This is a genomic window from Streptomyces sp. NBC_01233, from assembly GCF_035989305.1.
Classification (GTDB): Bacteria; Actinomycetota; Actinomycetes; order Streptomycetales; family Streptomycetaceae; genus Streptomyces.
Genome location: NZ_CP108514.1, coordinates 3,283,713 through 3,307,418, shown reverse-complemented (window position 1 = coordinate 3,307,418; position 23,706 = coordinate 3,283,713). Strand labels below are relative to the sequence as shown.

Below are 23,706 nucleotides of genomic sequence, written 5' to 3'. Positions count from 1 at the left end.
GACCGAGACCTGTCATGGCGGACTCTCGCCAGCGCGGGATATGCGCCAGCGCGGCCGTACCGGGGCACAGTGGTGCGAACCTCAGGGGCTGGAGAGTTGATTTATCGACTTGGTGGCCATGCGTCAGTGCCGGAGCGCGATCGCGCCCCGGTTCGGGTGTGACAGATTTCGCCCGCTCAGCGCTCGCGCGTGCGCGCGTAGTGGCGCGAGGCCTTCGCCCGGTTTCCGCAGGCGGCCATCGAGCACCAGCGCCGGGTGCCGTTGCGCGAGACGTCGTGGAAGTGCAGGACGCACGTCTCGGACGCGCACTTGCGGATCCGCTCGGGCGCGGAGCCCAGCAGTTCCAGGTAGTCCCGGGCCGCCGTCCAGGCCGGACCCCAGGTCGGGTCGTCGAACTCGGCGCGCTCGCCCGGGCCCTCGGCGGTCAGGGTGGCACGGATCCGCCCGTGTTCCAGCACGGCGTCGACCAGCGTACGGGCGCTCTCGTCGGCCGGGTCCGCGACCGCGCGGGCCAGCGCCTCGCGCGCGGTCAGCAGGTGGACGAGGGTCGCGGCGTCGGCGCGGAAGCGGCCGGCCAGGCCGGTGCTCTCCAGCCAGACCGCGAGCCCCTGCACCCGGGTCAGCCCCGCCGCCCCGGCGAAGAGGTCCTGCGGCTCGCCGTCGATCACCCAGCGGGTGTTGAGCAGGTCGAGCGCGACCGGCTCCCCGGTCAGGGGTCGTGGGTCCGCCGCCGTCATGTCCGTCTCGTCTCCTGGTCAGGTCGCTAACCCCTCAAGAGTACGTGAACGGTTGACGCCTCTCGGTCTAACCCGTAATCTCGATTTAGAAGGTTAGAAATCTTCGCATGCCGCTTTCGGGGAAGGACCCGTCATGACGACCGCCATCAGCAGGCTCCGCACCGGACACGTGGGCCTCAACGTGACCGATCTGGACCGTTCGCTCGCCTTCTACCGGGACGCCCTCGACTTCCAGGTACTGGGTGAGGGCAAGGAGGAGGACCGCCGCTTCGCCTTCCTCGGCCAGGACGGCGAGCTCGTCCTCGCCCCGTGGGAGCAGGCCGACGGGGCGTACGTCCCGACCGCGGCCGGACTGCACCACCTGGCGTTCTCCGCCGGTGCGATCGAGGAGGTGCGGGGGTACGAGGCGCGACTGCGCGACCTGGGCGTCGCGTTCGCGTACGAGGGCGTCGTCGCCCACGGCGAGGGGGCGGCGTCCGGCGGCATCTTCTTCCACGACCCCGACGGGACCCGCCTGGAGATCTCCGTACCGGCCGGGGCCGAGGGCGCACCCGCCCCCGTGGAATCCGCACCGACCTGCGGCTTCTTCTGATGTCCGGGGCACAGGCGTACCACTGGGGCGCGCTGGCCGTGCAGGAGCGGGTCGGTGTGCGGGAGCTCGCCGAGCACGTCGGCCGCTCGATCGGCACGGGAGTCCGGGACGTCGCCGCGGCCTTCCTCGGGCTCCAGCCGCACCTCGTCGTCGGCGCGGCCGACGCCGCGGGGCGGATGTGGGCCTCCCTGTTCACCGGTCCGCCGGGCTTCGTACGGGCCACCGGGCCGGACCGGATCACGGTCGCCGGCGGACTGCCGGCCGGTGATCCGCTCGCAGGCGCGCTGGCCACGGACGGGACCCGGGTCGGCACCATCGCGCTCGACCCGCGCACCCGGCGCCGGATGAGGCTGAACGGGACCCTGGAGACGACCGGTCGCGGATTCGCGGTCCGGGCCGAGCAGGTCTTCGCCAACTGCCCCAAGTACCTGCAGAAACGGCAGCCCCTGGAGCTCGCCGCGCAAGGAGCCGGCGTCCTGTGGCGCGGGTCCGCTCTCACCCCCGGCCAGGAACGGGCCGTCCGCGCCGCCGACACCTTCTTCGTCGCCACCACCGCGGAGGCGGACGGAGTCGACGCCAGTCACCGCGGCGGGCTGCCCGGCTTCGTCGAGGTGCTCTCGCCCACCGAGCTGGCCTGGCCGGACTACGCGGGCAACGCCATGTTCCTGACCCTGGGGAACCTGACGGCCGACCCGCGGGCGGGGCTGCTCTTCCCGGACTGGGAGAGCGGGGCGGTCCTCCAGTTGAGCGGCCGGGCCGAGACCGAGTTCGGGGCCGACGGGAGCCGCCGCACCCGCTTCCGGGTGGAGTCGGTGGTGGAGGGCCTGCATCCGGGGCGGCTGCTCTGGAGCACCCCGGAGTACTCGCCTCACCTGGGGAGCACCACCAGATAGGCGGCGGGCTCGCGGTCGCCGGGCGCCGTCAGGGCGGTCCGGACGACCGCGGCCTGCTGCTCGGGCCAGTCGCGGAGCTTGCGCGGGGTGATGTGGATGACGGTCACCCCGAGCCGCTCCAGCGTCTCCCGCTTGCGGACGGACTCCGACCACTCCTCGTCCTCGCCCTGGCGCGGGGCGCGCGTGTCGATCTCCAGGGCCACGGACTGCTCGGGCCAGAACGCGTCCACCCCGCCGAGGTGCGGGCCGCCGGGCAGCCGCAGGTCCACGTTCCACACGGGCTCGGGCAGCTCGTAGCCCCGTACGAGGTGGTACAGCCGGTCCTCGGCGATGGCGCGCCCCTCGGCGAGGAGCGACTCGACCGCGTCGACCACGTGCGGCCGGTTCAGCAGCCGGGCCACCGTCAGCTCCCTTACGACGGCGGCCGGTTCACAGTGCCCGCCGCGGACGGCCTCGCTGAGCAGACGGCGTACGGTGCCGGCGTCGGAGAGCTGCGCGACGGCGTCGGCGACGGCCCGCGCGACGGGAGCGACCGGCAGGCCGGTCACCTCCTGGGAGCGCGGCGGGGTGTGCGCGCGCACGATCCGCACGTCCCCGGTGGAGCGCAGTCGCCGGGTCCCGGGCACCAGCACGTCGATGTGCGAGAGGGCGAGCAGCGCGGGCGCGGAGGCGAACCGGTACAGGGCGAGCGCCGCCAGCCCGGTGATCATGGCCTCGCCCGCCCCGCGCCGTCCCGCGTACAGCAGCGCGGCGTGCAGGCGCTCCTCGCTGGTCGCGGGCCCGGAGTGGAGCAGGAACACCCCCGGCAGGATCTGCTGCCAGGGCCGCTCGGCGGCGTCGGAGGCGGTGACGCCGTGCTCGCGCAGCTGGGCGAGGGTCAGCACGCGGGGGCGGCTGCCGGTGAGGTGGGCGAGGGGGAGGGGTGCGTTGTGGTTCATGACGCGGTGATTCCCTCGGGCCACGGCCTTGCTAACCCCTGTTACATGCTCGTCGGCAAATCGGGACAAGCTGGGGCTAAAGTACGGGCGTTCGACTGCCGATGTGCGGCGCCGCCCGGGGGACCCGGCACGGGCACGCTGCGGGTGCCCGGGCGCGGCTGCGCTGCTGGGGCTCCGCCCCGGACCCCGCGCCTCGAACGCCGGCGAGGCTGGATGTGGCCGGCGTTCGAGGAGCGGGGGTTCGGGGGCGGAGTCCCCGACAACGGCGCCGCGGGCTAGCCGGCGGCCGCCGCGTCGCAGCGCTGGGCGCGCAGGGCTCGGGCCAGGTCGTCCCGGGACTCCAGGACCAGGCGGCGCAGCGCAGGGGCCGCATCGGCATGGGCCGACAGCCAGGCGTCCGTCGCCGAGACGGTGGACTCGGAGTCCTGGAGCGCGGGGTACAGCCCCTTCACCACGTCCATCGCGATCTGGATCGACCGGTCCGCCCACACCCGCTCGATCACCTCGAAGTACCGCCCCGCGTATGCCGCCAGCAGGCCCCGCTGCGAAGACTGCTGCATGCCCGCGATCGTCGCCTCCACCAGTGCGTTGGACAGCGCGTCCGATTCGACGACCGCCGCCCACGCCTGGTCCTTCACGGCCTCCGACGGCCGCGCCGCCAGGCACCGCACCTGGTGCCGCTTGCCCGACGCCGTGTCGTCCCGCGCCAGTTCGGCGGTGAGCACCGTCTCGTCCACCGCCCCGTGCGAGGCCAGCGGCAGCAGGAAGTCCCAGCGCAGCTCCTGGTCCACGTCCAGCCCGTCGATCTGCGCCGAGCCGTCCAGCAGCCCGAGCAGCAGCTGGAAGTCGCCCTCCGTCGCCGCGCTCGCCGCGAAGAAGCGGGCCCAGGTCAGCTGGTGCTCCGACCCCGGCGCCGCCAGCCGCAGTTCGTGCAGCGCGCCCGCCGCCAGCTCCCGGCCGCCCTGTTCGCGCCAGTCCGGTGCCGCGTAGTGGGTGACCGAGGTCAGGGCCTGCGCGTGCAGCATCTGCAGGACGCCGACGTCGGTCTCGCGGCCCGCGTGGGCCAGGACCAGCGAGACGAAGTCGCGCGCCGGCATCAGGCCGTCCCGCGTCAGGTTCCACAGGGCCGACCAGCTCAGGGCCCGGGCGAGGGGGTCCGTCAGGTCGCCCAGGTGGGCCCGCAGGGTGGTCAGCGAGCCCTCGTCGAAGCGGATCTTGCAGTAGGTGAGGTCCTCGTCGTTGACCAGGACCAGGTCGGGCCGTTCCGCGCCCGCCAGCTCCGCGATCACGGTGCGCGCGCCCGACACGTCCGCCCCGGCCCGCGCGTAACGGACCAGGGTCCCGTCGGACTCCAGCCGGTACAGGCCCACCGCGACCCGGTGCGGCCGCAGTTCGTCGCCCTCCTGGACGACCGCCAGCTCCGTCACGCGCCCGACGGCGTCGTACGTCACCACCGGGGTGAGCACGTTCACGCCGGCCGTCTGCAGCCAGGCCCGCGACCACTCGGCCATGTCCCGCCCGGAGACCTCCGCGAGGACCGAGAGCAGGTCGTCCAGGGTGGTGTTCCCGTACGCGTTGGCCTTGAAGTAGCGCCGCGCGCCCTCCAGGAACGCCTCCCGGCCCACGTAGGCGACGAGCTGCTTCAGCACCGCCGCGCCCTTGGCGTAGGTGATGCCGTCGAAGTTCAGCTTCGCGTCCTCCAGGTCACGGATGTCGGCCGTGATCGGGTGCGTGGACGGCAGCTGGTCGGCGCGGTAGGCCCACGCCTTGCGGCTGTTGGCGAAGGTGACCCACGCCTGGTCGAAGCGGGTGGCCTCGACGAGTCCGAAGGAGCCCATGAAGTCCGCGAAGGACTCCTTCAGCCACAGGTCGTCCCACCACTTCATGGTGACGAGGTCGCCGAACCACATGTGCGCCATCTCGTGCAGGATGACGTTCGCGCGCCGCTCGTACGAGGCCTGCGTGACCTTGCCGCGGAAGATGTACTCCTCCCGGAAGGTCACCATCCCCGGGTTCTCCATCGCGCCCAGGTTGTACTCCGGCACGAAGGCCTGGTCGTACTTCCCGAAGGGGTACGGGTAGTCGAAGATCTCGTGGAAGAGGTCGAAGCCCTGCTTGGTGACCAGGAAGACGTCGTCCGCGTCGAAGTGCTTCGCCAGGCCCTTGCGGCACATCGCGCCCAGCGGGATGGTCAGGTCCCCGCGCGTGTAGGTGTCCGTGACGTAGTGGTAGGGGCCCGCCACCACGCACGTGATGTACGTGGAGATCGGCTGGGTCTCGGCGAACCGCCAGACCCCGGCCTCGCGCGACTCCTCCGCGCCGTTGCTCCACACCTGCCAGCCCTCGGGGGCGGCCACCTCGAAGCGGTACGGCGCCTTCAGGTCCGGCTGCTCGAAGTTCGCGTACACCCGCCGCGCGTCGGCCGGCTCGTACTGGGTGTAGAGGTAGACCTCGCCGTCCTCCGGGTCCACGAAGCGGTGGAGGCCCTCGCCGGTCCGGCTGTACGCGCAGTTCGCGTCGACCACCAGGACGTTCTCGGCGTCCAGCCCGTCCAGGGTGATCCGCGCCCCGTCGAAGACGGCGGCCACGTCCAGCGCCCGCCCGTTCAGGGCCACGGCGTTCACCGAGGGGGCGATCAGGTCCGCGAACGTGGAGCCGCCGGCGCCCGCGGCCCGGAAGCGGATCGTCGTCACCGAGCGGAAGGTCCGGGGGCCCTCGGCCGGTTCGGCCTCGTCCACCGCGGACCTGATGTCGAGGACCACCTCGTACCCGTCGACGGACAGCAGCTCGGCCCGCTCGCGGGCCTCGTCGCGGGACAGATTCTCACCGGGCACGTGCACTCCTTCGTGCGTGATCGCGTTCTTGCGTCGAATCCTCGCACGAGGGGAATGCGTGCGACGGCGTACTGGTTGGCCACGGAGAACATGCGCCAGTGATGCCCTTTTTTTGACTGGGACGAGACCGAGGAGAGACATGACCGAGACCCAGGTGCGCGAGAAGACCCCGGTCGACTTCTGGTTCGACCCGCTCTGCCCTTGGGCCTGGATGACGTCCCGTTGGATGGTCGAGGTCGAGAAGGTCCGCGACGTCGAGGTGCGCTGGCACGTGATGAGCCTCGCCGTCCTCAATGAGAACAAGCTCGACGAACTGCCCGAGGTCTACCGCGAGCTCCTCGGCCCCAAGGGCTGGGCTCCGGTCCGCGTGGTCATAGCCGCCCAGCAGAAGCACGGTGAGGAGATCACCGGCAAGCTCTACACCGCGCTCGGCACCCGCATCCACAACGACGAGAAGGGCCCGACCCGCGAGGTGATCGCCGAGGCGCTGGCCGAGGTCGGCCTGCCGGCCGAGCTGCTGGCGTACGCCGACTCGGACGAGTACGACGAGGTGCTGCGGGCCTCCCACAACGACGGGATCGACCGCGTGGGCCAGGAGGTCGGCACCCCGGTGATCTCGGTTCCGGGCGCCGAGGGCGACGACGTCGCCTTCTTCGGTCCGGTCGTCACCCCGACCCCGCGCGGCGACGCCGCGGCCCGGCTGTGGGACGGCACCCTGCTCGTCGCCTCCACGCCAGGTTTCTACGAGATCAAGCGGACCCGTACGAAGGGCCCGTCCTTCGAGTAGTCCGTACCGGTAGGCGCCGGACGCACGGAAGACCCCCGCGAGTCACGTCCTCGCGGGGGTCTTCTGCTGGACACGCCCGCCGGTGAAGGTTGAGAAGACGATCACGAGGCGGACGGGCTGGTGCCGCGATCAGCCCTTGGCGGGGATCAGCAGCGGGGTGTTCGCCTTGGCGTCGGCGTGGCGCTTGGACACGTCCTGCCAGTTGACGACGTTCCACATCGCCTCGATGAAGTCCACCTTCTGGTTCTTGTACTGCAGGTAGAAGGCGTGCTCCCAGGCGTCGAAGACCAGGATCGGGGTGCTGGCCACGCCCACGTTGCCCTGGTGGTCGTAGACCTGCTCGACGAGCAGACGGCCGCTGACGGGCTCGTACGCGAGCACGCCCCAGCCGGAGCCCTGGGTGGCGGAGGAGGCGAAGGTCAGCTGCTTCTTGAACTTCGCGAAGGAGCCGAAGGACTCGGTGATCGCGTCGGCCAGGTCGCCCAGGCCGTCGGCGGCGGTGGGCTCGCCGCCGCCCTCCCCGGTCTTCGGGCTGGCCATGTTGTGCCAGTAGATGCTGTGCAGGATGTGGCCGGAGAGGTGGAACGCGAGGTTCTTCTCGAGGCCGTTGAGGGCGCCCCAGTTCTCCTTGTCGCGCGCCTCCGCCAGCTGCTCCAGTGTGTTGTTGGCGCCCGTGACGTAGGCCGCGTGGTGCTTGTCGTGGTGCAGCTCGATGATCTGCGGGTTGATCACCGGCTCCAGCGCCGCGTAGTCGTACGGAAGCTCAGGAAGCGTGTAGATGGCCATGCGTGTTATCCGGTCCCCTCGGCGTGCCAACTGCTTATTGCAATCAATGCGCAACTGCACGCTAGCAGTATCTATTCCACCTCACACGTAAGGGTTCCCTCTGTGGAACGCAGGCGGGCCCCGTGCGCCTGCACGGGGCCCGCCTGCGTGTGAGCGTGTGTCAGCGCGTGGGTGCGGTGCGGCGCTGCACGGCACGGTTCTGCACGACCCGGCCGGTCACCGCGAGGGCGACGGTGAGCCCGCCGGTGAAGACCACCTGGACCCGGGTGTCCTCGCCCAGCGCCATCAGCACCAGGACCCCGGCCACCCCGGCCAGCGCCACCCAGGTGAGGTAGGGGAAGCCCCACATCTTCACGACGAGCTTGTCGGGGGCCTCCCGCTCCAGCCGCCGGCGCAGCACAAACTGCGAAACGGCGATGAAGCCCCAGACGACGAGGATGACCCCGCCGACCATGTTGAGCAGCCAGGCGAACAGCGTGTCCGGGTACCAGTACGACAGCAGCACGGTGACGAAGCCGAAGCCGCAGGAGGCGAGCACCGCCCGGCGCGGCACCCCGCCCGAGACCTTGCCCAGCGCCCTGGGGCCCTGGCCGCGGGAGACGAGGGAGTAGGCCATGCGCGAGGAGCCGTAGATGTTGGCGTTCATCGCGGACATCAGGGCGATCAGGATGACCACGTTCATGATCTCGCCGGCGGCCGGGATGCCCAGGTGGTCCAGGGTGGCGGCGTACGGGCCGTCCGCCGTGACCGCCGGGTCGTTCCACGGCAGCAGGGTGACGATGACCAGCATGGAGCCGACGTAGACGATCGCGATCCGCCACATGGTGGTCCGCACGGCCTTGGCCACAGCCGCGACGGGGTTCTCGGACTCGGCGGCCGCGATGGTCACCGTCTCCAGCCCGCCGTACGCGACGACCGAGGCCAATAGCCCGACCAGCAGTCCGTCCACGCCGTGGGGCAGCAGGCCGCCGTCGTGGAGCAGGTTGGCGGCGCCGGGGGAGGACGTGCCGGGCAGCAGGCCGAGGACGGCCAGGACGCCCAGGCCCAGGAAGAGCCCGATCGCGCCGATCTTGAGGGCGGCGAACCAGAACTCGAACTCGCCGAAGTTCGAGACGGCGGCCAGGTTGGAACCGCAGAACACCGCCATGAAGACCAGCACCCACATCCAGGAGGGAGTGCCCGGGAACCAGCCCGTCATGATGTGCGCCGCGCCGATGCCCTCGATGGCCACGCCCACGCAGAGCAGCGTCCAGAACATCCAGCCGGCGGTGAATCCCGCCCAGGGGCCGATCGCCCGCTCCGCGTGGACCGAGAAGGACCCGGAGGCGGGGTTGGCGGCGGACATCTCGCCGAGCATCCGCATCACGAACATCACGAGCAGCCCGGACGCGGCGTACGCGAGCACGATCGAGGGGCCGGCGGCGGCGATGCCGGCGCCGGAGCCCACGAAGAGCCCGGCGCCGATGACCCCGCCGAGGGCGATCATCGAGAGGTGGCGCTGCTTGAGCCCGTTGCCGAGCGGGGAGCCGGCGTCGGTCTGCGGGGGTTCGAGGGGTGTCAGGGTGCTCTGGCTCATGGGGGTGTGCCTGTCCGGTGTGCGGGGGGACGTGATGAGGTGCCCCAGTCTCACCTCTGTCCGATCTTCGGATGGTCGGCGTCCGATATGCGGACGGCCGGATGGCCGGCCGTGATCATCCCCGTACGCTGCCGACAGGACGCGCTGACGCGACGACAGGGGGACCGATGAACGACCGAACGGACCACGTCATACGGGAATTGCCGGCGACGGGCCGGGGGGTGCTCGTCACCGGGGCCTCCCGCGGGATCGGGCGGGCCATCGCCACCGCCTTCGCAGGGCAGGGCGACCGGGTCGCCGTGCACTGCACGGCCCGGCAGGCGGATGCCGAGCGCACCCTCGCGGAACTGCCGGGCGAGGGCCACGTCCTCGTCAGCGGCGACCTTCGCGACCCGGACCGCGTGGAAGCACTCGCGGCCGAGGCCGAGGAGGCGCTCGGCGGCATCGACGTCCTCGTGAACAACGCCGCCGTGATGCTCGCGCACCCGCTGCCCACGACCTCGTACGCCGACTGGCAGGAGGCCTGGCGGCAGACGGCCGCCGTGAACCTCTTCGCCCCGGCCAACCTCACCCACTGCGTCGCCCGCCACATGATCGCCGGCCGGCGGGAGGGCCGCGTCGTCAACATCGGCTCGCGCGGGGCGTTCCGCGGCGAGCCCGACCACCCCGCCTACGGCGCCACCAAGGCGGCCCTGCACGCACTCGGCCAGTCCCTCGCCGTCTCCCTGGCCCCGCACGGCATCGCCGTGGCCTCCGTGGCGCCCGGCTTCGTGGCCACCGAGCGGGTCGCCGGGCGGCTCGAAGGGGAGGAGGGCGAGCGGATCCGGGCGCAGAGCCCCTTCGGCCGGGTCGGCGCCCCGCAGGAGGTCGCCGCCGCCGTGCTGCACCTGGCCTCGCCCGCCGCTCGCTGGAGCTCGGGCACCGTGCTCGACGTCAACGGAGCCTCGTACCTGCGCACCTGACGCGCCGAGGCCCCCCGCGCACCCGGCGCGGGGGGCCTCGGGACGGTGGCCGGTCAGGACTTCGGGGTGCGCTGCTCCCGTACGAAGGCCACCACGAGGACGAGGGCCGCCGCACCCGTGGACCACAGCAGCTGAGGCCGGGCCGAGTCGTCGAACAGCATCAGGACCAGCACCGCCGCCATCCCGATCAGCACCGCCCAGGTCGCGTACGGGAACACCCACATCGGCAGGGTCAGCCGCTCCGGCATGTCCCGCTCGATGATCCGGCGCAGCTTCAGCTGGGAGACCGCGATCAGCGCCCACACGAACAGCAGCACCGCGCCGACCGCGTTGAGCATGTAGAGGAAGATCGTGTCCGGCCACAGCAGGTTCAGCACCACCGACACGAAGCCGAAGGCCACCGACGCGAACACCGCGCGCCGCGGCACGCCCCCGCCCGAGACCTGCAGCAGCGACTTCGGCGCCTCGCCGCGCTCGGCCAGCGAGAACACCATGCGCGAGGACCCGTACAGGTTCGCGTTCAGCGCCGACAGCAGGGCCACGAACACCACGATGTTCATGATCTGACCGGCCGCCGGGATGCCGATCGAGTCGAGGACCGCGACGTAGGGGCTCTCGCCCGGCTTCAGCGAGTCCCACGGCAGCAGGGTCACGATGACCACCATCGAGCCGACGTAGAAGAAGAGGATGCGCCACACCGCGCTGCGCACCGCCCGGGACACCGAGCGTGCCGGGTCGTCGGACTCCGCGGCGGCGATGGTGACGACCTCCAGGCCGCCGAAGGCGAAGATGACCGCGAGCATGCCCGCGACCACGCCGCCGAAGCCCTCGGGGAAGAAGCCGCCCTGACCGGTGAGGTTGGCCGTGCCGATCGGGTCCGTGTCCGGGAGCACGCCGAAGATCGCGAGGGTGCCGAGGATCAGGAAGAGCACGATCGCGCCGACCTTGAGGGCGGCGAACCAGAACTCGAACTCGCCGAAGTTCTTCACCGCGGCCAGGTTGCTCACGGTGAAGACCACCATGAAGAGCAGCACCCAGACCCACTGGTCGACCGAGGGCACCCAGCCGTTCGCGATCTTCGCCGCGCCGGTGGCCTCCACCGCCAGCACCACGACCAGCAGGAACCAGTACAGCCAGCCCGCCGAGAAGCCGGCCCAGCGGCCGAGGGCCTTCTCCGCGTAGACCGAGAAGGAGCCGGAGGCGGGCATCGCGGCCGACATCTCGCCGAGCGCCCGCATCACGAGCATCGCGAGGACGCCCGCGAGCAGGTAGGAGCAGATGATCGCGGGGCCGGCGATGCCGATGCCGGCGCCGGAGCCGACGAAGAGCCCGGCGCCGATCACGCCGCCCAGGCCCAGCATGGTCAGGTGGCGCTGCTTGAGGCTGTGGCTGAGGGGTTCCGCGGGCAGGTCGCCCGTCAGGGGAGGTGCTTCGGGCAGGCGGTCGCGCATGAGGGGGTGCTCGTACTCTCGTTCGGCCCAGCGGCGGTAGGGGTTCCGCATCCGGATTGGCGGGACCCTACAGTCTCACCGAGCGGCGGGCTTCCGTGCAAAACGGACGTGCTGTCGGATCTGCCGCGTGATGCGGATCACGTCGCGGAGGGTGTGGGTCGGGGTCTTTGTGTGGTCTCCACCAAACCGGGGAGTATGCCTTTGTGTCGGGCGGCGGTGGGGCGGCCGTGGACCGCGGACTAACGTCGGTGATCGTCCCGTCACCACGATCTTCCGGAGCCTTTCGATGAGCACCGCTTCCGTCTCCTTCCGGCCCGGCGCCGTCCTCGCCGATCTGCTGCCCGCGAGCCGCGTCCGCGACATCGCGCTCGTCGTCGGCGGCGCCGCGCTCACCGGGCTCGCCGCGCAGATCGCCGTACCCGTCCCCGGCTCCCCGGTCCCGGTCACCGGCCAGACCTTCGCCGCGCTGCTCGTCGGCACCGCTTTCGGCGCCCGCCGCGGCTTCCTCTCGCTCGCGCTGTACGCCCTCCTCGGCGCGGCGGGCGTGCCGTGGTTCGCGGACGGCACCTCCGGAGCGGGCGGCGCCTCCTTCGGCTACGTGCTCGGCATGCTGCTCGCCGCCACCCTCGTCGGAGCCCTCGCACAGCGCGGCGCCGACCGCTCCGTGGCGTTCACGGCGGGCACGATGGTGCTCGGCTCCGCGGTGATCTACGCGGTGGGCGTGCCGTACCTGATGGCCGCCACCGGCATGTCCCTGAGCGCCGCCGTCGCGGCGGGCCTGACCCCGTTCCTGATCGGCGACGCGCTCAAGGCCGCCCTGGCGATGGGCGCCCTGCCGGCCGCCTGGAAGCTGGCGGGCCGCCGCGGCTGACCGGGCGGCCCCGGCCGAGCAGTCTCCACAACGTGCCGGAGCCCGGCCCGCCATCACTGGCGGGCCGGGCTCCGGCGTACGTACGGGTCCAAGGGGTCAGCCCTGCAGCGCCCGCTTGCGGCGGAAGTCCAGCACCACACCGACGAGCACGACCACGCCGGCGACCAGGGTGGACAGGGTGACGACCTCGCGGTTGGCGTCGTCCACGAACATGTAGCCGATCACGAACATGATCAGTGCGGCGGTGGCCCAGGTCAGCCACGGGAAGAGCCACATCTTCACGGTCAGCTTCTCCGGGGCCTCGCGGACGAGGATCCCGCGCATCTTCAGCTGGGTGAAGCAGATCACCAGCCAGACGAAGAGCGCGATGGCACCCGAGGAGTTGAGGAGGAAGTTGAAGACCGTGTCCTTGAAGGCGTAGTTGAAGTAGACGGCGACGAAGCCGAAGACCGTGGAGCCCAGGATCGCGGCGACCGGCACACCGTTCTTGTTGACCTTGGCGAACGCCTTGGGGGCGTCACCGCGCTCACCGAGCGAGAAGGCCATGCGGGAGGCGGTGTAGAGGCCCGAGTTCAGGCAGGACAGCACGGCGGTCAGGACGATGACCTCCATGATCGTGCCGGCGTGCGCGATGCCGATCGAGTCCAGGGCGGCGACGTACGAGCCCTTCTCGGTGATCGACTTGTCGTTCCACGGGAGCAGGGTCAGCACGATGAAGATCGAGCCCAGGTAGAAGACGCCGATCCGCCAGATGACGGAGTTGGTGGCCCGGGTGACCGCCTTGCGGGGGTTCTCCGACTCGCCGGCCGCCAGGGTGACGATCTCGCTGCCCATGAAGGAGAAGACGACCATCAGGACGCCGGTGAGGACCGCGCCGTAGCCGTTGGGGAAGAAGCCCCCCGCGTCGGTCAGGTGCGCGAAGCCCGAGCCCGGGTTGTCCGAGCCCGGCAGCAGGCCGAAGACGGCCAGCATGCCGACGACCACGAAGGCGCCGATGGCGACGACCTTGATGCCCGCGAACCAGAACTCGAACTCACCGTAGGAGGCGACCGAGCCGAGGTTGGTGGCGGTCAGCACCGCCATCACTATCAGCGCCCAGCCCCACTGCGGGACGGCCGGGATCCAGCTCTCCAGGATGGCGGCACCGGCGGTGGCCTCCACGGCGAGCACGACGACCCAGAAGAACCAGTAGAGCCAGCCGATGGAGAAGCCGGCCCAGCGGCCGAGCGCCCGGTCGGCGTAGGCGGAGAAGGAGCCCGAGTTCGGGCTGGCGGCGGCCATCTCGCCGAGCATCCGCATCACGAAGACGACCATCGCGCCGACCAGCGCGTAGGAGATCAGGATGGCGGGACCGGCCTTGGCGATACCGCCACCGGAGCCGACGAAGAGGCCGGCGCCGATGACGCCGCCGATGGCGATCATGGACAGGTGGCGGTTCTTGAGACCGGCCTTCAGACCGTCGGAGGGCTGACCGTCACCGGGGGTACCGGTGGCGTCGCCTTCTTTCTGAAGGGTCGTCGTGGAGCTCATGGACGGATCCTTAGGTTCTCGGGTTGCGAGCCCCGGCATTCAAACCTGAGATGAACGCAGGACGGAAGACCTCAATCCGGATCGTTGCGTTTGGGCGAACGTCCCGGATCAAGGTCCTGCCGTGTCCCATCTGGGCTCTTTGGGTTTACTTGAGCTTTAGAAGTGACTTACGCGACACCCCCTGCGGGCCGCCGGGCCCCTTCGTGCCACACTCGTCCCATGCGCGTGTACCTCGGATCCGACCATGCCGGCTTTGAGCTCAAGAACCACCTGGTGGACTGGCTCAAGAACAACGGCCACGAGCCCGTCGACTGTGGGCCCCACATCTACGACGCCGTGGACGACTACCCGCCGTTCTGCCTCCGCGCGGCGGAGAAGACCGCCGCGGACGCCGGCAGCCTCGGCATCGTGATCGGCGGCTCCGGCAACGGCGAGCAGATCGCCGCCAACAAGGTCAAGGGCATCCGCGCCGTCCTCGCGTGGAGCGTCCAGACCGCCGAGCTCGGCCGCGAGCACAACAACGCCAACGTCATCTCCGTCGGCGGCCGCATGCACACCCAGGACGAGGTCGTCAGCTTCATCGACGCCTTCCTGAAGACCCCGTACTCCGACGAGGAGCGGCACACCCGCCGCATCGACATGCTCTCCGCCTACGAGCAGACCGGCGAGCTCCCCCCGATCCCGGCCCACCACCCGCAGGGCTGATCCCGCTTCCGGCCGTGCCGCTCCCTCGGGGGGTGGCACGGCCGTTTTCATTCTTCTCAGGAGTTCGCCGTGCCCGAGGGGCATACGATCCACCGCCTCGCCCAGGACCACACCGAGCGGTTCGCCGCACGCCCGGTCCGCGTGAGCAGCCCCCAGGGCCGCTTCGCCGAGAGCGCGGCCCTGCTCGACGGGCGCGAACTGGAGGGCGCGGAGGCGCACGGCAAGCACCTGTTCCTCGAACTGGGCGACGCCTGGATCCACATCCACCTCGGACTCTTCGGCAAGCTCGGCTTCGGCCCCGCCCCGGCGCCGCCCGCGACCGACACGGTCCGGCTGCGGCTGCTGAACGAGGAGCACTACGCCGACCTGCGCGGACCCACCGCCTGCGCACTGATCGGCGAGGGCGAGAAGAAGGCGGTACACGAACGGCTCGGCCCCGACCCGCTGCGGCCGGACGACGACCCCGACCGGGCCTGGAAGCGGATCTCCCGGTCCCGCACCACCGTCGCCGCCCTGCTGATGGACCAGAAGACCGTCGCGGGCATCGGCAACGTCTACCGCGCCGAGGTCCTCTTCCGGCACGGCATCGACCCGTACCGGCTCGGGAAGGACCTCACCCGCGCCGAATGGGACGCCATGTGGGCGGACCTGGCCGCCCTGATGCGCGAGGGCGTGCGGAACAACCGCATCGACACCGTCCGAGACGAGCACCTGCCCGAGGTGATGGGCCGGCCGCCGCGGGTGGACGACCACGGCGGCGAGGTGTACGTCTACCGCAGGGCGAACCTGCCCTGCCACATCTGCGGGGGCGAGATCCGCACCGCCGATCTCGCCGCCCGCAACCTCTTCTGGTGCCCGGCCTGCCAGCAGCGCTAGGCCCGCCCCGGCACTAGAAGCCGTGCGGGAGCCACGGGGCCACGTCCCCGGCGAAGGCGCGCGAGGCCTCCGTCAGGGCGCCCGGGCGCAGCTCGCGCACGAAGCCGGCCGCGGCGAGCGAGGCGAGGGTCAACCCGCCCAGGTACGCCGACCCGAGCTCCCGGACCGACAGCTCCAGGTCCGCCGGCTCCTCGGTCCGCGTGCAGCGGGCGGCGCCCTTGCCGTCGGCGACCAGCCGCCACCGCCCCGCGTTCCACGGGCAGAAGAGGTCCTCGACCTCCAGGACCACGTCCATCGGAGCCCCGTACGTGCGCGCCTCCAGCGCCGCCGTCAGGTCCACCAGCCGTACGTGCAGCGAGTCCCGGACCCGCGGCTGCGACCTCCGCATGTCCGTGACCAGGTGTAGCACCGGATCGTCCACCGGCCGCCGGGACGCCCGGACGCTCCAGGTCAGGTCGATCGAGAACAGGAAGCGCCACAGCGCCGCGCACGCCGCCGGGTCCAGCGCGTCGAGGTCGCCCACCTCGACCTTGCCGTCCGAGCCGGACCGGTCCCAGTCGGCCCTCACCCGGTAGCGGGCGTAGCCGACCACCTCGCCGTCCGCCCGCTCGGCGACCACGCACTTCAGCGGGGAGGAACCGGAGCGCTGCCGGGGCGGGTCCAGCAGCGGCTGCCCCTCCCACCCCGGCTGCCGGGCCGGCATGCCCGGCCGCCGCGGGACCAGCGCCGCATACACCCGCTCGCAGTCGGCCAGCGCCTCCCGCGGGTCGACGAGGCGCAGCCGCACCTCGTCCGTCCCCGGCGGCGCGGAGAGCCGTACCCGGGTCTTGTCCATGTCCACTTCCAGCGCGTACGTCGCCGTGCCGTAGCCGAACCGCCCGTAGATGGCCGGATCCGAGGCCGTCAGCACGGCGAGCGGTTCGCCACCCGCCCGGACGTCGTCCAGTTGCCGGCGCATCAGGGAGCTGAGCACCCCGCGCCGGCGGTGGGTGGGGGAGACGCCCACCATCGTGACGCCGGCCGCGGGGACGATCGCCCCGCCCGGGACGGAGAGGCGGAAGCTGAAGGCGGCGGCCGAGCCGACGCACGCGGCGCCGTCCCAGACGCCGAGGGAGCGTTCCGCTTCCGTCAGCGACTTGTAGAGTTTCCGCTCCTCGGGGGAGTCGGGCACGCCACCGAACGCCAGTTCCAGGTGGTCGTACCAGACATCCCACTCATCAGCCTGTAATACGCGCATCTCAAGAGCCATACGGCCATCCCTATCAGGGCATTCCGCCCCAGTCGAAGCGTTTTCGGGCGCCCAGGGACCCCGGGTACGGGGGTACCCCTGCGCATCCACAGCCAGGATGGATAGGGTCCCGAAGCAATGGCCGGAGCACGCGTGGAGACCCTCATGGCCCGGATGCGCATGCTGTCGCACCGGGGCCGCACCGCCCTGCGCAAATCCGCGGTCGACTACTTCCGCGGCGACGCCTCCGACTGGCTCGCCTTCGCCGGGCTGCTCCTGACCGTCCCCGCCATCGCCTGCGGCACGATGATGCTGCCCGTCTGGTTCTCGCCCTCGGCGCTCGTCCTGCCGATCGTGGCCGGCGGGCTGCTGCTGCGTCCCGCCAGCCTGCTCGGCCTGTACGCCGCCTCCGCGGCCGCACTGATCGTCGAGGCCCTCGTGCTCGGCCCCTACACCCAGGGCCCGGCGCGCGTCACCCCCGGAACCGTCCTCGTCGTCGCCGCCTGCGGGTTCTTCGGACTGGTCATCGCCCAGTTCCGCAGCCGCGTCGGCGTGCCCTGGCGGCGCGGCGGCACCATGCTCTTCGACCTGCGCGAGCGGATCCGCGTCCAGAGCAAACTGCCCTCCCTGCCGCGCGGCTGGCACCGGGAGATGGCCCTGCGCCCGGCCGGCGGCCAGTCCTTCTCCGGCGACTTCGTCGTCGCGGCCCGCACCAACGGCGGCCGCACACTGGAGATCGTCCTGACCGACGTCTCCGGCAAGGGCATGGAGGCGGGCTCCCGGGCCCTGCTGCTGTCCGGAGCCTTCGGCGGACTGCTCGGCGCCCTGCCCCCGCACGGCTTCCTGCCCGCCGCCAACGGCTACCTGCTCCGCCAGGACTGGGACGAGGGCTTCGCCACCTCCATCCACCTCGTCCTGGACCTGGAGACCGGCGACTACGAACTCCTCTCGGCCGGCCACCTCCCCGCCCTCCAGCTCTCCGCGGGCACCGGCCGCTGGCAGGAGAAGTCCGGCGAGGGCCCGCTGCTCGGCGTCTACGACGGCGCCGAATTCATCCCCGCCCGCGGAAACCTCCGCCCCGGCGACGTCCTGATGCTCTTCACCGACGGCCTCGTCGAGACCTCCGACCGCGAGATCAGCGAGGGCATCGACCGCCTCACGGGCGAGGCCGACCGCTACGTCGCCTCCGGCTGGCACGGCGCCGCCTGGCACCTCATCGAAAAGGTGGCCAAGGACGTCAACGACGACCGCGCCCTGCTGCTCATCCGCCGCTCCGCCTGACCGGGGTGGGGTTTGCCCCACCCCCGCTCCGCCGGGCCGCGCCATGGCCGGCCGCCCACCGTGATCCGTAGCGTCGCAGCCACGATCAGGGCGACGGCGAAAGGCGGCACACCATGGGGCTGCGGCGGAGCGGCCGGCGGCACGAGGACACTCCGGCGGCGCGGCCGCCCCACCACGGCGATCCGGCCGTGGAACTGCGCGGCGTACGGCGCGCCTACGGGCGCGGCGCCACCACCGTCCACGTCCTGCGCGGGATCGACCTCAGCCTTCCGCGCGGCAGCTTCACCGCCGTGATGAGCCCCTCCGGCTCCGGCAAGTCCACCTTCCTGCAGTGCGCCGCCGGACTCGACCTGCCCACCGAGGGCTCCGTCCGCCTCGGCGGCACCGAGATCACCGGCATGAACGAGAACGAGCTCACCGAACTCCGCCGCAGCCGCCTCGGCTTCGTCTTCCAGGCCTTCAACCTGCTGCCGTCGCTGACCGTCGAGCAGAACGTGCTGCTCCCGATGCGGCTCGCCGGCGGCCGGTCCGCGCACCAGGGCCGGGCCCGCGCCGCCGACCTGCTCGCCCGCGTCGGCCTGGAGGGCAGGGGCGGCCGGCGCCCGGCCGAACTGTCCGGCGGTCAGCAGCAGCTCCGGGACGCCGTGGACTCGATGGGCGCCACCGTCGTCATGGTCACCCACGACCCGGCCGCCGCCGCCCACGCCGACCAGGTGCTCTTCCTCGCCGACGGCCTGATCGAGGGCCGGCTCCCGCGCAGCCCCGCCACGACCGTCGCCGCCCGGATGACCGTACTCACCGCCCGCCGCACCCCCGCTCCCGCGCCGGCCTGAGGCCCTAGTCGAAGCGGATGTGCCGTACGCCGATCAGCGCGCGCCGGATCCGGCCCCGCAGCGGGCCGTCGTTGTTCGGGGCCAGGTCCAGTCCCGCGGAGGCGGCCACCCGGTCGGCGACCTCGGACACGGTCAGCCGGTCGGTGGCCAGGTGCTGCGCGAACTCGGGCGCGCGCAGTGCCTCCAGGCACCCGTCCAGCCGGGACACCGCGAAGCTCCCCCGCTTCACCCGCGTCCCAGCCCGCGCTCGCGCAGTCGCCGCAGCACTGTCTCCCGCTGCGCCAGCAGCGCGAAATGCCGTACGTCGTGCCCGTGTTCGCGCAGCCGTCCCACGGTCTGCGCGAAATAGGCCGGTTCGGTGACCGTCATCGGCACCAGCACCACGCCCGGATGCCGCCGCGCCGCGAGGTCCAGCACCTCGAACACCCCCTGGCGCCAGGCCGTCAGGTCCTGGAAATCGCCGCGCAGCGCGGGCGGCAGCATCCGGTGCAGCCCGAACCCGACGTGCTCGGGATCGCACACGACGCTGCCCGGCAGCCGCCGGTGCATCTCGTACGCCGTCTGCGTCTTGCCGCCCCCGAAGGGCCCGTTGAGCCAGATGATCACCGGGTCGCCGCCGTCCACGGGCCGATCCCCAGCTTCCCGGTGTTCCCGAGGTCGAACGGCCGGGCCAGCCGCAGCCACAGCCGGGGCGCTCCCGGGCGGGGTGCGATCTCCAGGACCGGCACCGTCGTGGCCGGCACCGTCGCGTCGGTGACGAGGTTGCGCCACACCACCGACCACGACGCGGCCTGTCCCGGCGCCAGCGTCACCCGCTGCGGGGCCGCGTCGATGTGCGGCACGCCCGTGGTGATCCCCGCCGCGCCGTGCTCCACCGTGACCTCCAGCGGATCGTTGCGGCCGTCCCGCAGCGACACCTGCGGGTAGCCCTCCAGCGCGTAAGGCTCCGTACTGCAGTTGACCAGCCGGAAACCTTCCACCCGCAGCCCCATCGCCGCGTCCCCGCCCGTCTCGACGAGCCGGATCCCGCCCTCGGGGCACTGCGCGTCCGGCGTCGCCTGCGGGGCGGGCGAGTTCCGGTTCGGCCACGCCCCCGTGCCCGGCGTGGCGTCCGGTTCCGTGCCCGGCTGCGTGGACCTGACCTGCGGCCCGAGGGTCGGCCCCGGCGCGGCCCGCGGCGCCGGCGGCGTACTGCACCCCGCCACGCCCGCCAGCACCCCCGCGACGACCACGCCCCCGACAACGCCACCCGTCCACCGCTTCGCGATCATCCGCCGAGCCTACGACGGTGCGTGCCGCCGCCGGGGCGCAAGCGGCCCCCCGGCCCGGATCGGCCCGCCCGCGCCGCCGGCACGCGGACCGCGCCCGTGAGGCGGCGGGCCCCGCAGGGTCCGGCAGGCGGGCCGCTCCTCGCGGTCCGGCCGGCCCGGCGGCGGCGACACGCGGGCCAATCCGCGCGGATTGGCCCGCCCCGGCAGGGCGCGGCCCGCCTACCGTGCCCCCATGGACCGCACGCTCGCCGCCGACCTCGCCCGCCTTCCCGACCTCCTCGACGCGACCCGCCGCGCCGCCGCCGACGCCCTCGCGTCCCTGGACGAGCGGCCCGTCGTACCGCCCCCCGGCAAGCCCCTCGACCCCGAACCGCTCCCCGAGCACGGCACGGGCGCGGACGCCGCCCTCGCCGCCTTCCGCGCGCGCTGGGAGCCGCGGCTGTCGGCCTCCGCCGGCCCCCGCTACCTCGGCTTCGTCACCGGCGGAGCCACCCCCGCCGCCCTCGCCGGGGACTGGCTCACCGCCGCCCACGACCAGAACTCCAACTCCGCCCTCGACGGCGCCGGCCAGGACCTCGAACGCGAGACCACCGGCTGGCTCCGCGACCTCTTCGGCCTCTCCGCCGCCCACTCCGGCACCTTCGTCTCCGGCGCCACCATGTCCAACACCACCGGCCTCGCCGTCGCCCGCGAATGGCTCGGCGAACGCCTCGGCGTCTCCCCGGCCGAGGACGGCGTCGCCGCCCTCGGTGCGGTCCGCGTCCTGTCCGGCGCCCCGCACTCCTCGATCGGCAAGGCCCTCTCGGTCCTCGGCCTGGGCCGGAGCTCCCTCGTCACGGTCCCGACGCTGCCCGGCCGCGAGGCCGTGGACCCGGCAGCCCTGGACCGCGCGCTGGCCGACACCCCCGGCCCGGCCGTGGTCGTCGCCAACGCGGGCACCGTCAACACCGTCGACTTCGACGACCTCCCCGCCGTCACCGCCCTCCGCGACCGGCACGACTTCTGGCTGCACACCGACGCCGCCTTCGGCGCCTTCGCCGCCCTCTCCCCGGACCACGCCCACCTCACCGCCGGACTCGACGCCTCCGACTCCGTCTGCGTCGACCTGCACAAGTGGCTCAACGTCCCCTACGACAGCGCCGTCCAGTTCACCCGCCGGCGCGATCTGCAGGCCCGCGTCTTCCAGAACTCCGCCGCCTACCTCGGCCCCCTCGGCGACCACCCCGACCTCGTCCACCTCACCCCGGAGAACTCCCACCGGCTGCGCGCGCTGGCCGCCTGGTTCACCCTCCGCGCGTACGGCCGCGAAGGCCACCGGGAGATCGTCGAACGCGACATCGCCTGCGCCCGCGCGCTGGGCGCCGCACTGGAGGAGGACCCCGCCTTCACGCTCCTCGCCCCGGTCCGCCTCAACGTCGTCTGCTTCACCCTCGCCGAGGCCCCCACCGCGGCCCGGCTGACCGCCCTGCGCGAGGCGGCGGCCGCGGAGGTGTTCGTCACTCCGACCGTGTACGGGGGAACCGCGGCCCTGCGCGCCGCGTTCTCCAACTGGCGTACGACGGAAGCGGATGCACGCCGGGCCGCGCAGGCCCTCGGCGCGGCGGCAAGGGAGATCGCATGACGGACAACCCCCTGACCCTCATCGAGGTGGAGGCCCTCGCGCGCACCGCGCACGAAGGCCAGACCGACAAGGCCGGCCGGCCCTACGCCGAGCACCTCGCGGCCGTCGCCGAAGGCGTCCGCCTGCGCGGCGGCACCCCCGAACAGCAGGCGGCGGCCTGGCTCCACGACTCCATCGAGGACGAGGCCCTCAGTCTCACCTGGCTGGATTCCGCCGCCCTGCCGCAGTCGGTGAAGGACATGGTCCTCGCGGTCACCAAACACCCCGGCGAACCGGTCGAGCAGTACACGGCCCGCATCCTCGCCACCCCCGGCGCCCTCCTCGTCAAGGAGGCCGACCTCGCGCACAACGCCGACCCCGTACGCCTCTCCGTACTGGACGGCCCCACGCGCGAGCGGCTGTCCGCGAAGTATGCGTATGTCCGTTCTCTGCTGGGCCTCACCACCCCATGACCCGGACCCCACGCGCGAAACATGCCCGGAGCACATGTGGTTGGCGGAAACGGAACCACGGCGATTCGTCACGGGGCGGATAGCCGGGACCCGTTGGTGGGAGGATGGTCCATGTGGGGGTGTGCCTGGCCGTGCGCCCCGGGCCGACCAGGGGACGACCGAAGGTGTGATCAGTAGTGGCCATTTCGCTGTCAGTGGTGGTTCTGTTGGCGGTCATCCTGGTGGTGCTGATCCGCGGCAACCACATCAAGACGGGCCCCGCCATCGTCGCGGCCCTCTTCGGTTTCTTCCTGGCGTCCAGCTCCATCGCGGACGACGTGAACCGTTTCCTCAACTCCCTCGCGACGATGATCGCGAACATCAAGCTCTGAACACCCCCGGCTCCGGCCGCGTGAGCTGCGGCGGGGTGTGGTCAGCCCAGCGGGCCTCGGGTCGCCTTGTCGCGCCGGAAGGCCTCGTCGCAGGTTCGGCCGGAACGGGTGGCCACCAGTGAAAGGGTGTCGACGAGACCCCCGTTGGTGAACTTTAGCCGCCAGGAGCCGCTGGTCAGGGCCACCGCCGGAACGGGCTCGCCGCGGCGGGCCGCGACCTGCCAGCCGCGTTCCTCCAGGGCGGTTTCGAGGGCCGCGAGCCGGCCGTCGTCGGCGGGGCCGCCGCCCATCCAGGCCGCGATGCAATCGGCGAGTTCCCCCTCCTCGGTGGGGGACGCGGCACCCGGGGGGAGCCCGGCCGCGGTGGCGGCGGCGGCGAGTTCGGCCTCGACCGTGCCGCGCGAGGGGTCGCCCCCGGCGCGGGCCGGGGCCTTCGCACCCGCGGGCTCGCGAACCCAGCCGTCCCCGCCGTCCCACCCGTCCTCCTCGGTCGAGGCCAGGACGACCCCGCCGACGGCGAGGACGCCCGCGAGCGCCGCGACCCCCGCGGCAGCCGCCCATGCGGCCCCGTTCCTTCTTCTGCCCACGTTTCGCCACCCCTTGAGTCCGCTTGAGTCCGTTGAGTCCGACTGAGTCCGCCGTCTGCATGTCCCCGGAAATGACGGAGGGCCAGGTCGAGGAAACATCCTCTGACCTGGCCCTTCCGCCTTCAGAGCGGGTGACGGGAATCGAACCCGCGTAGCTAGTTTGGAAGACTAGTGCTCTACCATTGAGCTACACCCGCAACGCGCGCGCCGCAGGTCGGGGACCGCGGCACGGACAGCATCCTAGCGGGTCGTACAGGGGGAGCGCACACCACATTTCGCGCCCACGCCCGGGACCGGCCCGAAACGTTTCGGGAAACCCCGCACATCAGAGGGTCTCCGGGCATGTACCCTACGTGTCGCACCGACGGGGTGTGGCGCAGCTTGGTAGCGCGTCCGCTTTGGGAGCGGAAGGTCGTCGGTTCGAATCCGGCCACCCCGACCAACAGCAGTGTCTCCTCCGAGATCATTCGGGGGGTCGCCACAAGATCGCGTTGTGGGCTGATTGCCGCTTGCGGTTACTATGC

General features: G+C 72.2%; 22 protein-coding genes, 2 tRNA genes and 1 pseudogene. 13 read left to right on the top strand and 12 right to left on the bottom strand.

The annotated features are described in order from the left end of the window. Positions 1-176: 176 nt before the first annotated feature. A complete protein-coding gene (locus OG332_RS15530) occupies positions 177-737 on the bottom strand; it encodes a CGNR zinc finger domain-containing protein (RefSeq protein ID WP_327414035.1) in 561 nt (186 codons plus the stop codon). 133 nt (positions 738-870) lie between these two features. Here OG332_RS15530 and OG332_RS15525 point away from each other — a divergent pair, with 133 nt between their 5' ends. Beyond that, complete coding sequence (locus OG332_RS15525; protein WP_327414034.1) at positions 871-1,329, top strand: VOC family protein; 459 nt, start codon at positions 871-873, stop codon at positions 1,327-1,329. Next, complete coding sequence (locus tag OG332_RS15520; RefSeq protein WP_327414033.1) at positions 1,329-2,222, top strand: pyridoxamine 5'-phosphate oxidase family protein; 894 nt, start codon at positions 1,329-1,331, stop codon at positions 2,220-2,222. The genes OG332_RS15525 and OG332_RS15520 overlap by 1 nt, the downstream gene beginning before the upstream one ends. Here the strand turns inward: OG332_RS15520 and OG332_RS15515 are convergent. Then, positions 2,198-3,160: a hypothetical protein gene (locus tag OG332_RS15515; protein ID WP_327414032.1), complete on the bottom strand. Its 963-nt coding sequence runs from the start codon at positions 3,158-3,160 to the stop codon at positions 2,198-2,200. The two genes, OG332_RS15520 and OG332_RS15515, sit on opposite strands and share 25 nt — an antisense overlap. Positions 3,161-3,435: 275 nt before the next feature. Then, positions 3,436-5,994, bottom strand: a complete 2,559-nt coding sequence (gene pepN / locus OG332_RS15510) for an aminopeptidase N (protein WP_327414031.1) — start codon at positions 5,992-5,994, stop codon at positions 3,436-3,438. Between the two features lie 139 nt (positions 5,995-6,133). Between pepN and OG332_RS15505 the strand changes: the two genes are divergently transcribed. Further along, positions 6,134-6,781: a mycothiol-dependent nitroreductase Rv2466c family protein gene (locus OG332_RS15505; RefSeq protein ID WP_327414030.1), complete on the top strand. Its 648-nt coding sequence runs from the start codon at positions 6,134-6,136 to the stop codon at positions 6,779-6,781. A 129-nt stretch (positions 6,782-6,910) separates the two neighbouring features. Here the strand turns inward: OG332_RS15505 and OG332_RS15500 are convergent, their stop codons facing one another. Next, entirely contained in the window at positions 6,911-7,567 is a 657-nt protein-coding gene (locus tag OG332_RS15500) for a superoxide dismutase (protein WP_327414029.1), read from the bottom strand. Positions 7,568-7,727: 160 nt separating this feature from the next. Then, entirely contained in the window at positions 7,728-9,143 is a 1,416-nt protein-coding gene (locus tag OG332_RS15495) for an amino acid permease (RefSeq protein ID WP_327414028.1), read from the bottom strand. A gap of 167 nt (positions 9,144-9,310) precedes the next feature. Between OG332_RS15495 and OG332_RS15490 the strand changes: the two genes are divergently transcribed. Further along, positions 9,311-10,105, top strand: coding sequence for an SDR family NAD(P)-dependent oxidoreductase (locus OG332_RS15490; RefSeq protein WP_215140018.1), 795 nt, complete (start codon positions 9,311-9,313; stop codon positions 10,103-10,105). Positions 10,106-10,158: 53 nt separating this feature from the next. On the opposite strand, the gene OG332_RS15485 is transcribed toward OG332_RS15490, so the two are convergent. Then, positions 10,159-11,556: an amino acid permease gene (locus OG332_RS15485; RefSeq protein WP_327419236.1), complete on the bottom strand. Its 1,398-nt coding sequence runs from the start codon at positions 11,554-11,556 to the stop codon at positions 10,159-10,161. A gap of 286 nt (positions 11,557-11,842) precedes the next feature. On the opposite strand from OG332_RS15485, the gene OG332_RS15480 reads away from it, so the two are divergent. Next, positions 11,843-12,427 (top strand): biotin transporter BioY, encoded by a 585-nt coding sequence (locus OG332_RS15480; protein ID WP_327414027.1) that lies wholly within the window; start codon positions 11,843-11,845, stop codon positions 12,425-12,427. Between the two features lie 96 nt (positions 12,428-12,523). Here the strand turns inward: OG332_RS15480 and OG332_RS15475 are convergent, their stop codons facing one another. Continuing rightward, positions 12,524-13,957 carry an amino acid permease gene (locus OG332_RS15475; RefSeq protein ID WP_327414026.1) on the bottom strand — a complete coding sequence of 478 codons (1,434 nt, stop codon included), beginning with the start codon at positions 13,955-13,957 and terminating at the stop codon, positions 12,524-12,526. Positions 13,958-14,176: 219 nt separating this feature from the next. On the opposite strand from OG332_RS15475, the gene OG332_RS15470 reads away from it, so the two are divergent. Further along, entirely contained in the window at positions 14,177-14,662 is a 486-nt protein-coding gene (locus OG332_RS15470) for a ribose-5-phosphate isomerase (RefSeq protein WP_327414025.1), read from the top strand. A 69-nt stretch (positions 14,663-14,731) separates the two neighbouring features. Continuing rightward, the gene (locus OG332_RS15465) at positions 14,732-15,538 is read left to right on the top strand and encodes an Fpg/Nei family DNA glycosylase (RefSeq protein ID WP_327414024.1); all 807 of its coding nucleotides are present in this window, start codon (positions 14,732-14,734) and stop codon (positions 15,536-15,538) included. Between the two features lie 13 nt (positions 15,539-15,551). Here the strand turns inward: OG332_RS15465 and OG332_RS15460 are convergent, their stop codons facing one another. After that, a complete protein-coding gene (locus tag OG332_RS15460) occupies positions 15,552-16,787 on the bottom strand; it encodes a GNAT family N-acetyltransferase (protein WP_327414023.1) in 1,236 nt (411 codons plus the stop codon). A 117-nt stretch (positions 16,788-16,904) separates the two neighbouring features. Here OG332_RS15460 and OG332_RS15455 point away from each other — a divergent pair, with 117 nt between their 5' ends. Together OG332_RS15455 and OG332_RS15450 are read left to right on the top strand one after the other, a co-directional pair. Next, positions 16,905-18,047 carry a PP2C family protein-serine/threonine phosphatase gene (locus tag OG332_RS15455; RefSeq protein ID WP_327414022.1) on the top strand — a complete coding sequence of 381 codons (1,143 nt, stop codon included), beginning with the start codon at positions 16,905-16,907 and terminating at the stop codon, positions 18,045-18,047. Between the two features lie 113 nt (positions 18,048-18,160). Beyond that, positions 18,161-18,880 (top strand): ABC transporter ATP-binding protein, encoded by a 720-nt coding sequence (locus OG332_RS15450; protein ID WP_327414021.1) that lies wholly within the window; start codon positions 18,161-18,163, stop codon positions 18,878-18,880. Positions 18,881-18,884: 4 nt separating this feature from the next. Here OG332_RS15450 and OG332_RS15445 read toward each other — a convergent pair. After that, positions 18,885-19,486: pseudogene (locus OG332_RS15445) on the bottom strand (AAA family ATPase). Continuing rightward, positions 19,483-20,151, bottom strand: a complete 669-nt coding sequence (locus OG332_RS15440) for a DUF4232 domain-containing protein (RefSeq protein WP_327414020.1) — start codon at positions 20,149-20,151, stop codon at positions 19,483-19,485. The pseudogene OG332_RS15445 and the gene OG332_RS15440 overlap by 4 nt, the downstream one beginning before the upstream one ends. Before the next feature lie 232 nt (positions 20,152-20,383). Here OG332_RS15440 and OG332_RS15435 point away from each other — a divergent pair, with 232 nt between their 5' ends. The 3 genes from OG332_RS15435 (at position 20,384) to OG332_RS15425 (ending at position 22,595) form a co-directional block, all read left to right on the top strand. After that, on the top strand, positions 20,384-21,772 hold the full coding sequence (locus tag OG332_RS15435) for a pyridoxal phosphate-dependent decarboxylase family protein (RefSeq protein WP_327414019.1): 1,389 nt from the start codon (positions 20,384-20,386) through the stop codon (positions 21,770-21,772). Then, entirely contained in the window at positions 21,769-22,224 is a 456-nt protein-coding gene (locus tag OG332_RS15430; protein ID WP_327414018.1) for an HD domain-containing protein, read from the top strand. Before OG332_RS15435 ends, OG332_RS15430 begins: the two co-directional genes overlap by 4 nt. Before the next feature lie 176 nt (positions 22,225-22,400). After that, positions 22,401-22,595, top strand: coding sequence for a membrane protein (locus OG332_RS15425; RefSeq protein WP_030008564.1), 195 nt, complete (start codon positions 22,401-22,403; stop codon positions 22,593-22,595). Between the two features lie 41 nt (positions 22,596-22,636). Here OG332_RS15425 and OG332_RS15420 read toward each other — a convergent pair whose 3' ends face one another. Continuing rightward, positions 22,637-23,182 (bottom strand): hypothetical protein, encoded by a 546-nt coding sequence (locus tag OG332_RS15420; protein ID WP_327414017.1) that lies wholly within the window; start codon positions 23,180-23,182, stop codon positions 22,637-22,639. A gap of 126 nt (positions 23,183-23,308) precedes the next feature. Further along, positions 23,309-23,379, bottom strand: a tRNA-Gly gene (locus OG332_RS15415). 168 nt (positions 23,380-23,547) lie between these two features. Here OG332_RS15415 and OG332_RS15410 point away from each other — a divergent pair. After that, positions 23,548-23,624 (top strand) — tRNA-Pro (locus OG332_RS15410). The last annotated feature ends 82 nt before the right edge of the window (positions 23,625-23,706 follow it).

Excerpts from the sequence above, each read along its gene's own strand:
- OG332_RS15500 (WP_327414029.1), bottom strand. The coding sequence starts at position 7,567 with ATGGCCATCTACACGCTTCCTGAGCTTCCGTACGACTACGCGGCGCTG.
- OG332_RS15495 (WP_327414028.1), bottom strand. The coding sequence starts at position 9,143 with ATGAGCCAGAGCACCCTGACACCCCTCGAACCCCCGCAGACCGACGCC.
- OG332_RS15460 (WP_327414023.1), bottom strand. The coding sequence starts at position 16,787 with ATGGCTCTTGAGATGCGCGTATTACAGGCTGATGAGTGGGATGTCTGG.
- OG332_RS15520 (WP_327414033.1), top strand. The coding sequence starts at position 1,329 with ATGTCCGGGGCACAGGCGTACCACTGGGGCGCGCTGGCCGTGCAGGAG.
- OG332_RS15480 (WP_327414027.1), top strand. The coding sequence starts at position 11,843 with ATGAGCACCGCTTCCGTCTCCTTCCGGCCCGGCGCCGTCCTCGCCGAT.
- OG332_RS15485 (WP_327419236.1), bottom strand. The coding sequence starts at position 11,556 with ATGCGCGACCGCCTGCCCGAAGCACCTCCCCTGACGGGCGACCTGCCC.
- OG332_RS15430 (WP_327414018.1), top strand. The coding sequence starts at position 21,769 with ATGACGGACAACCCCCTGACCCTCATCGAGGTGGAGGCCCTCGCGCGC.
- OG332_RS15475 (WP_327414026.1), bottom strand. The coding sequence starts at position 13,957 with ATGAGCTCCACGACGACCCTTCAGAAAGAAGGCGACGCCACCGGTACC.
- OG332_RS15450 (WP_327414021.1), top strand. The coding sequence starts at position 18,161 with ATGGGGCTGCGGCGGAGCGGCCGGCGGCACGAGGACACTCCGGCGGCG.
- OG332_RS15455 (WP_327414022.1), top strand. The coding sequence starts at position 16,905 with ATGGCCGGAGCACGCGTGGAGACCCTCATGGCCCGGATGCGCATGCTG.
- OG332_RS15525 (WP_327414034.1), top strand. The coding sequence starts at position 871 with ATGACGACCGCCATCAGCAGGCTCCGCACCGGACACGTGGGCCTCAAC.
- OG332_RS15435 (WP_327414019.1), top strand. The coding sequence starts at position 20,384 with ATGGACCGCACGCTCGCCGCCGACCTCGCCCGCCTTCCCGACCTCCTC.
- OG332_RS15490 (WP_215140018.1), top strand. The coding sequence starts at position 9,311 with ATGAACGACCGAACGGACCACGTCATACGGGAATTGCCGGCGACGGGC.
- OG332_RS15530 (WP_327414035.1), bottom strand. The coding sequence starts at position 737 with ATGACGGCGGCGGACCCACGACCCCTGACCGGGGAGCCGGTCGCGCTC.
- OG332_RS15515 (WP_327414032.1), bottom strand. The coding sequence starts at position 3,160 with ATGAACCACAACGCACCCCTCCCCCTCGCCCACCTCACCGGCAGCCGC.
- OG332_RS15440 (WP_327414020.1), bottom strand. The coding sequence starts at position 20,151 with ATGATCGCGAAGCGGTGGACGGGTGGCGTTGTCGGGGGCGTGGTCGTC.
- OG332_RS15505 (WP_327414030.1), top strand. The coding sequence starts at position 6,134 with ATGACCGAGACCCAGGTGCGCGAGAAGACCCCGGTCGACTTCTGGTTC.
- OG332_RS15470 (WP_327414025.1), top strand. The coding sequence starts at position 14,177 with ATGCGCGTGTACCTCGGATCCGACCATGCCGGCTTTGAGCTCAAGAAC.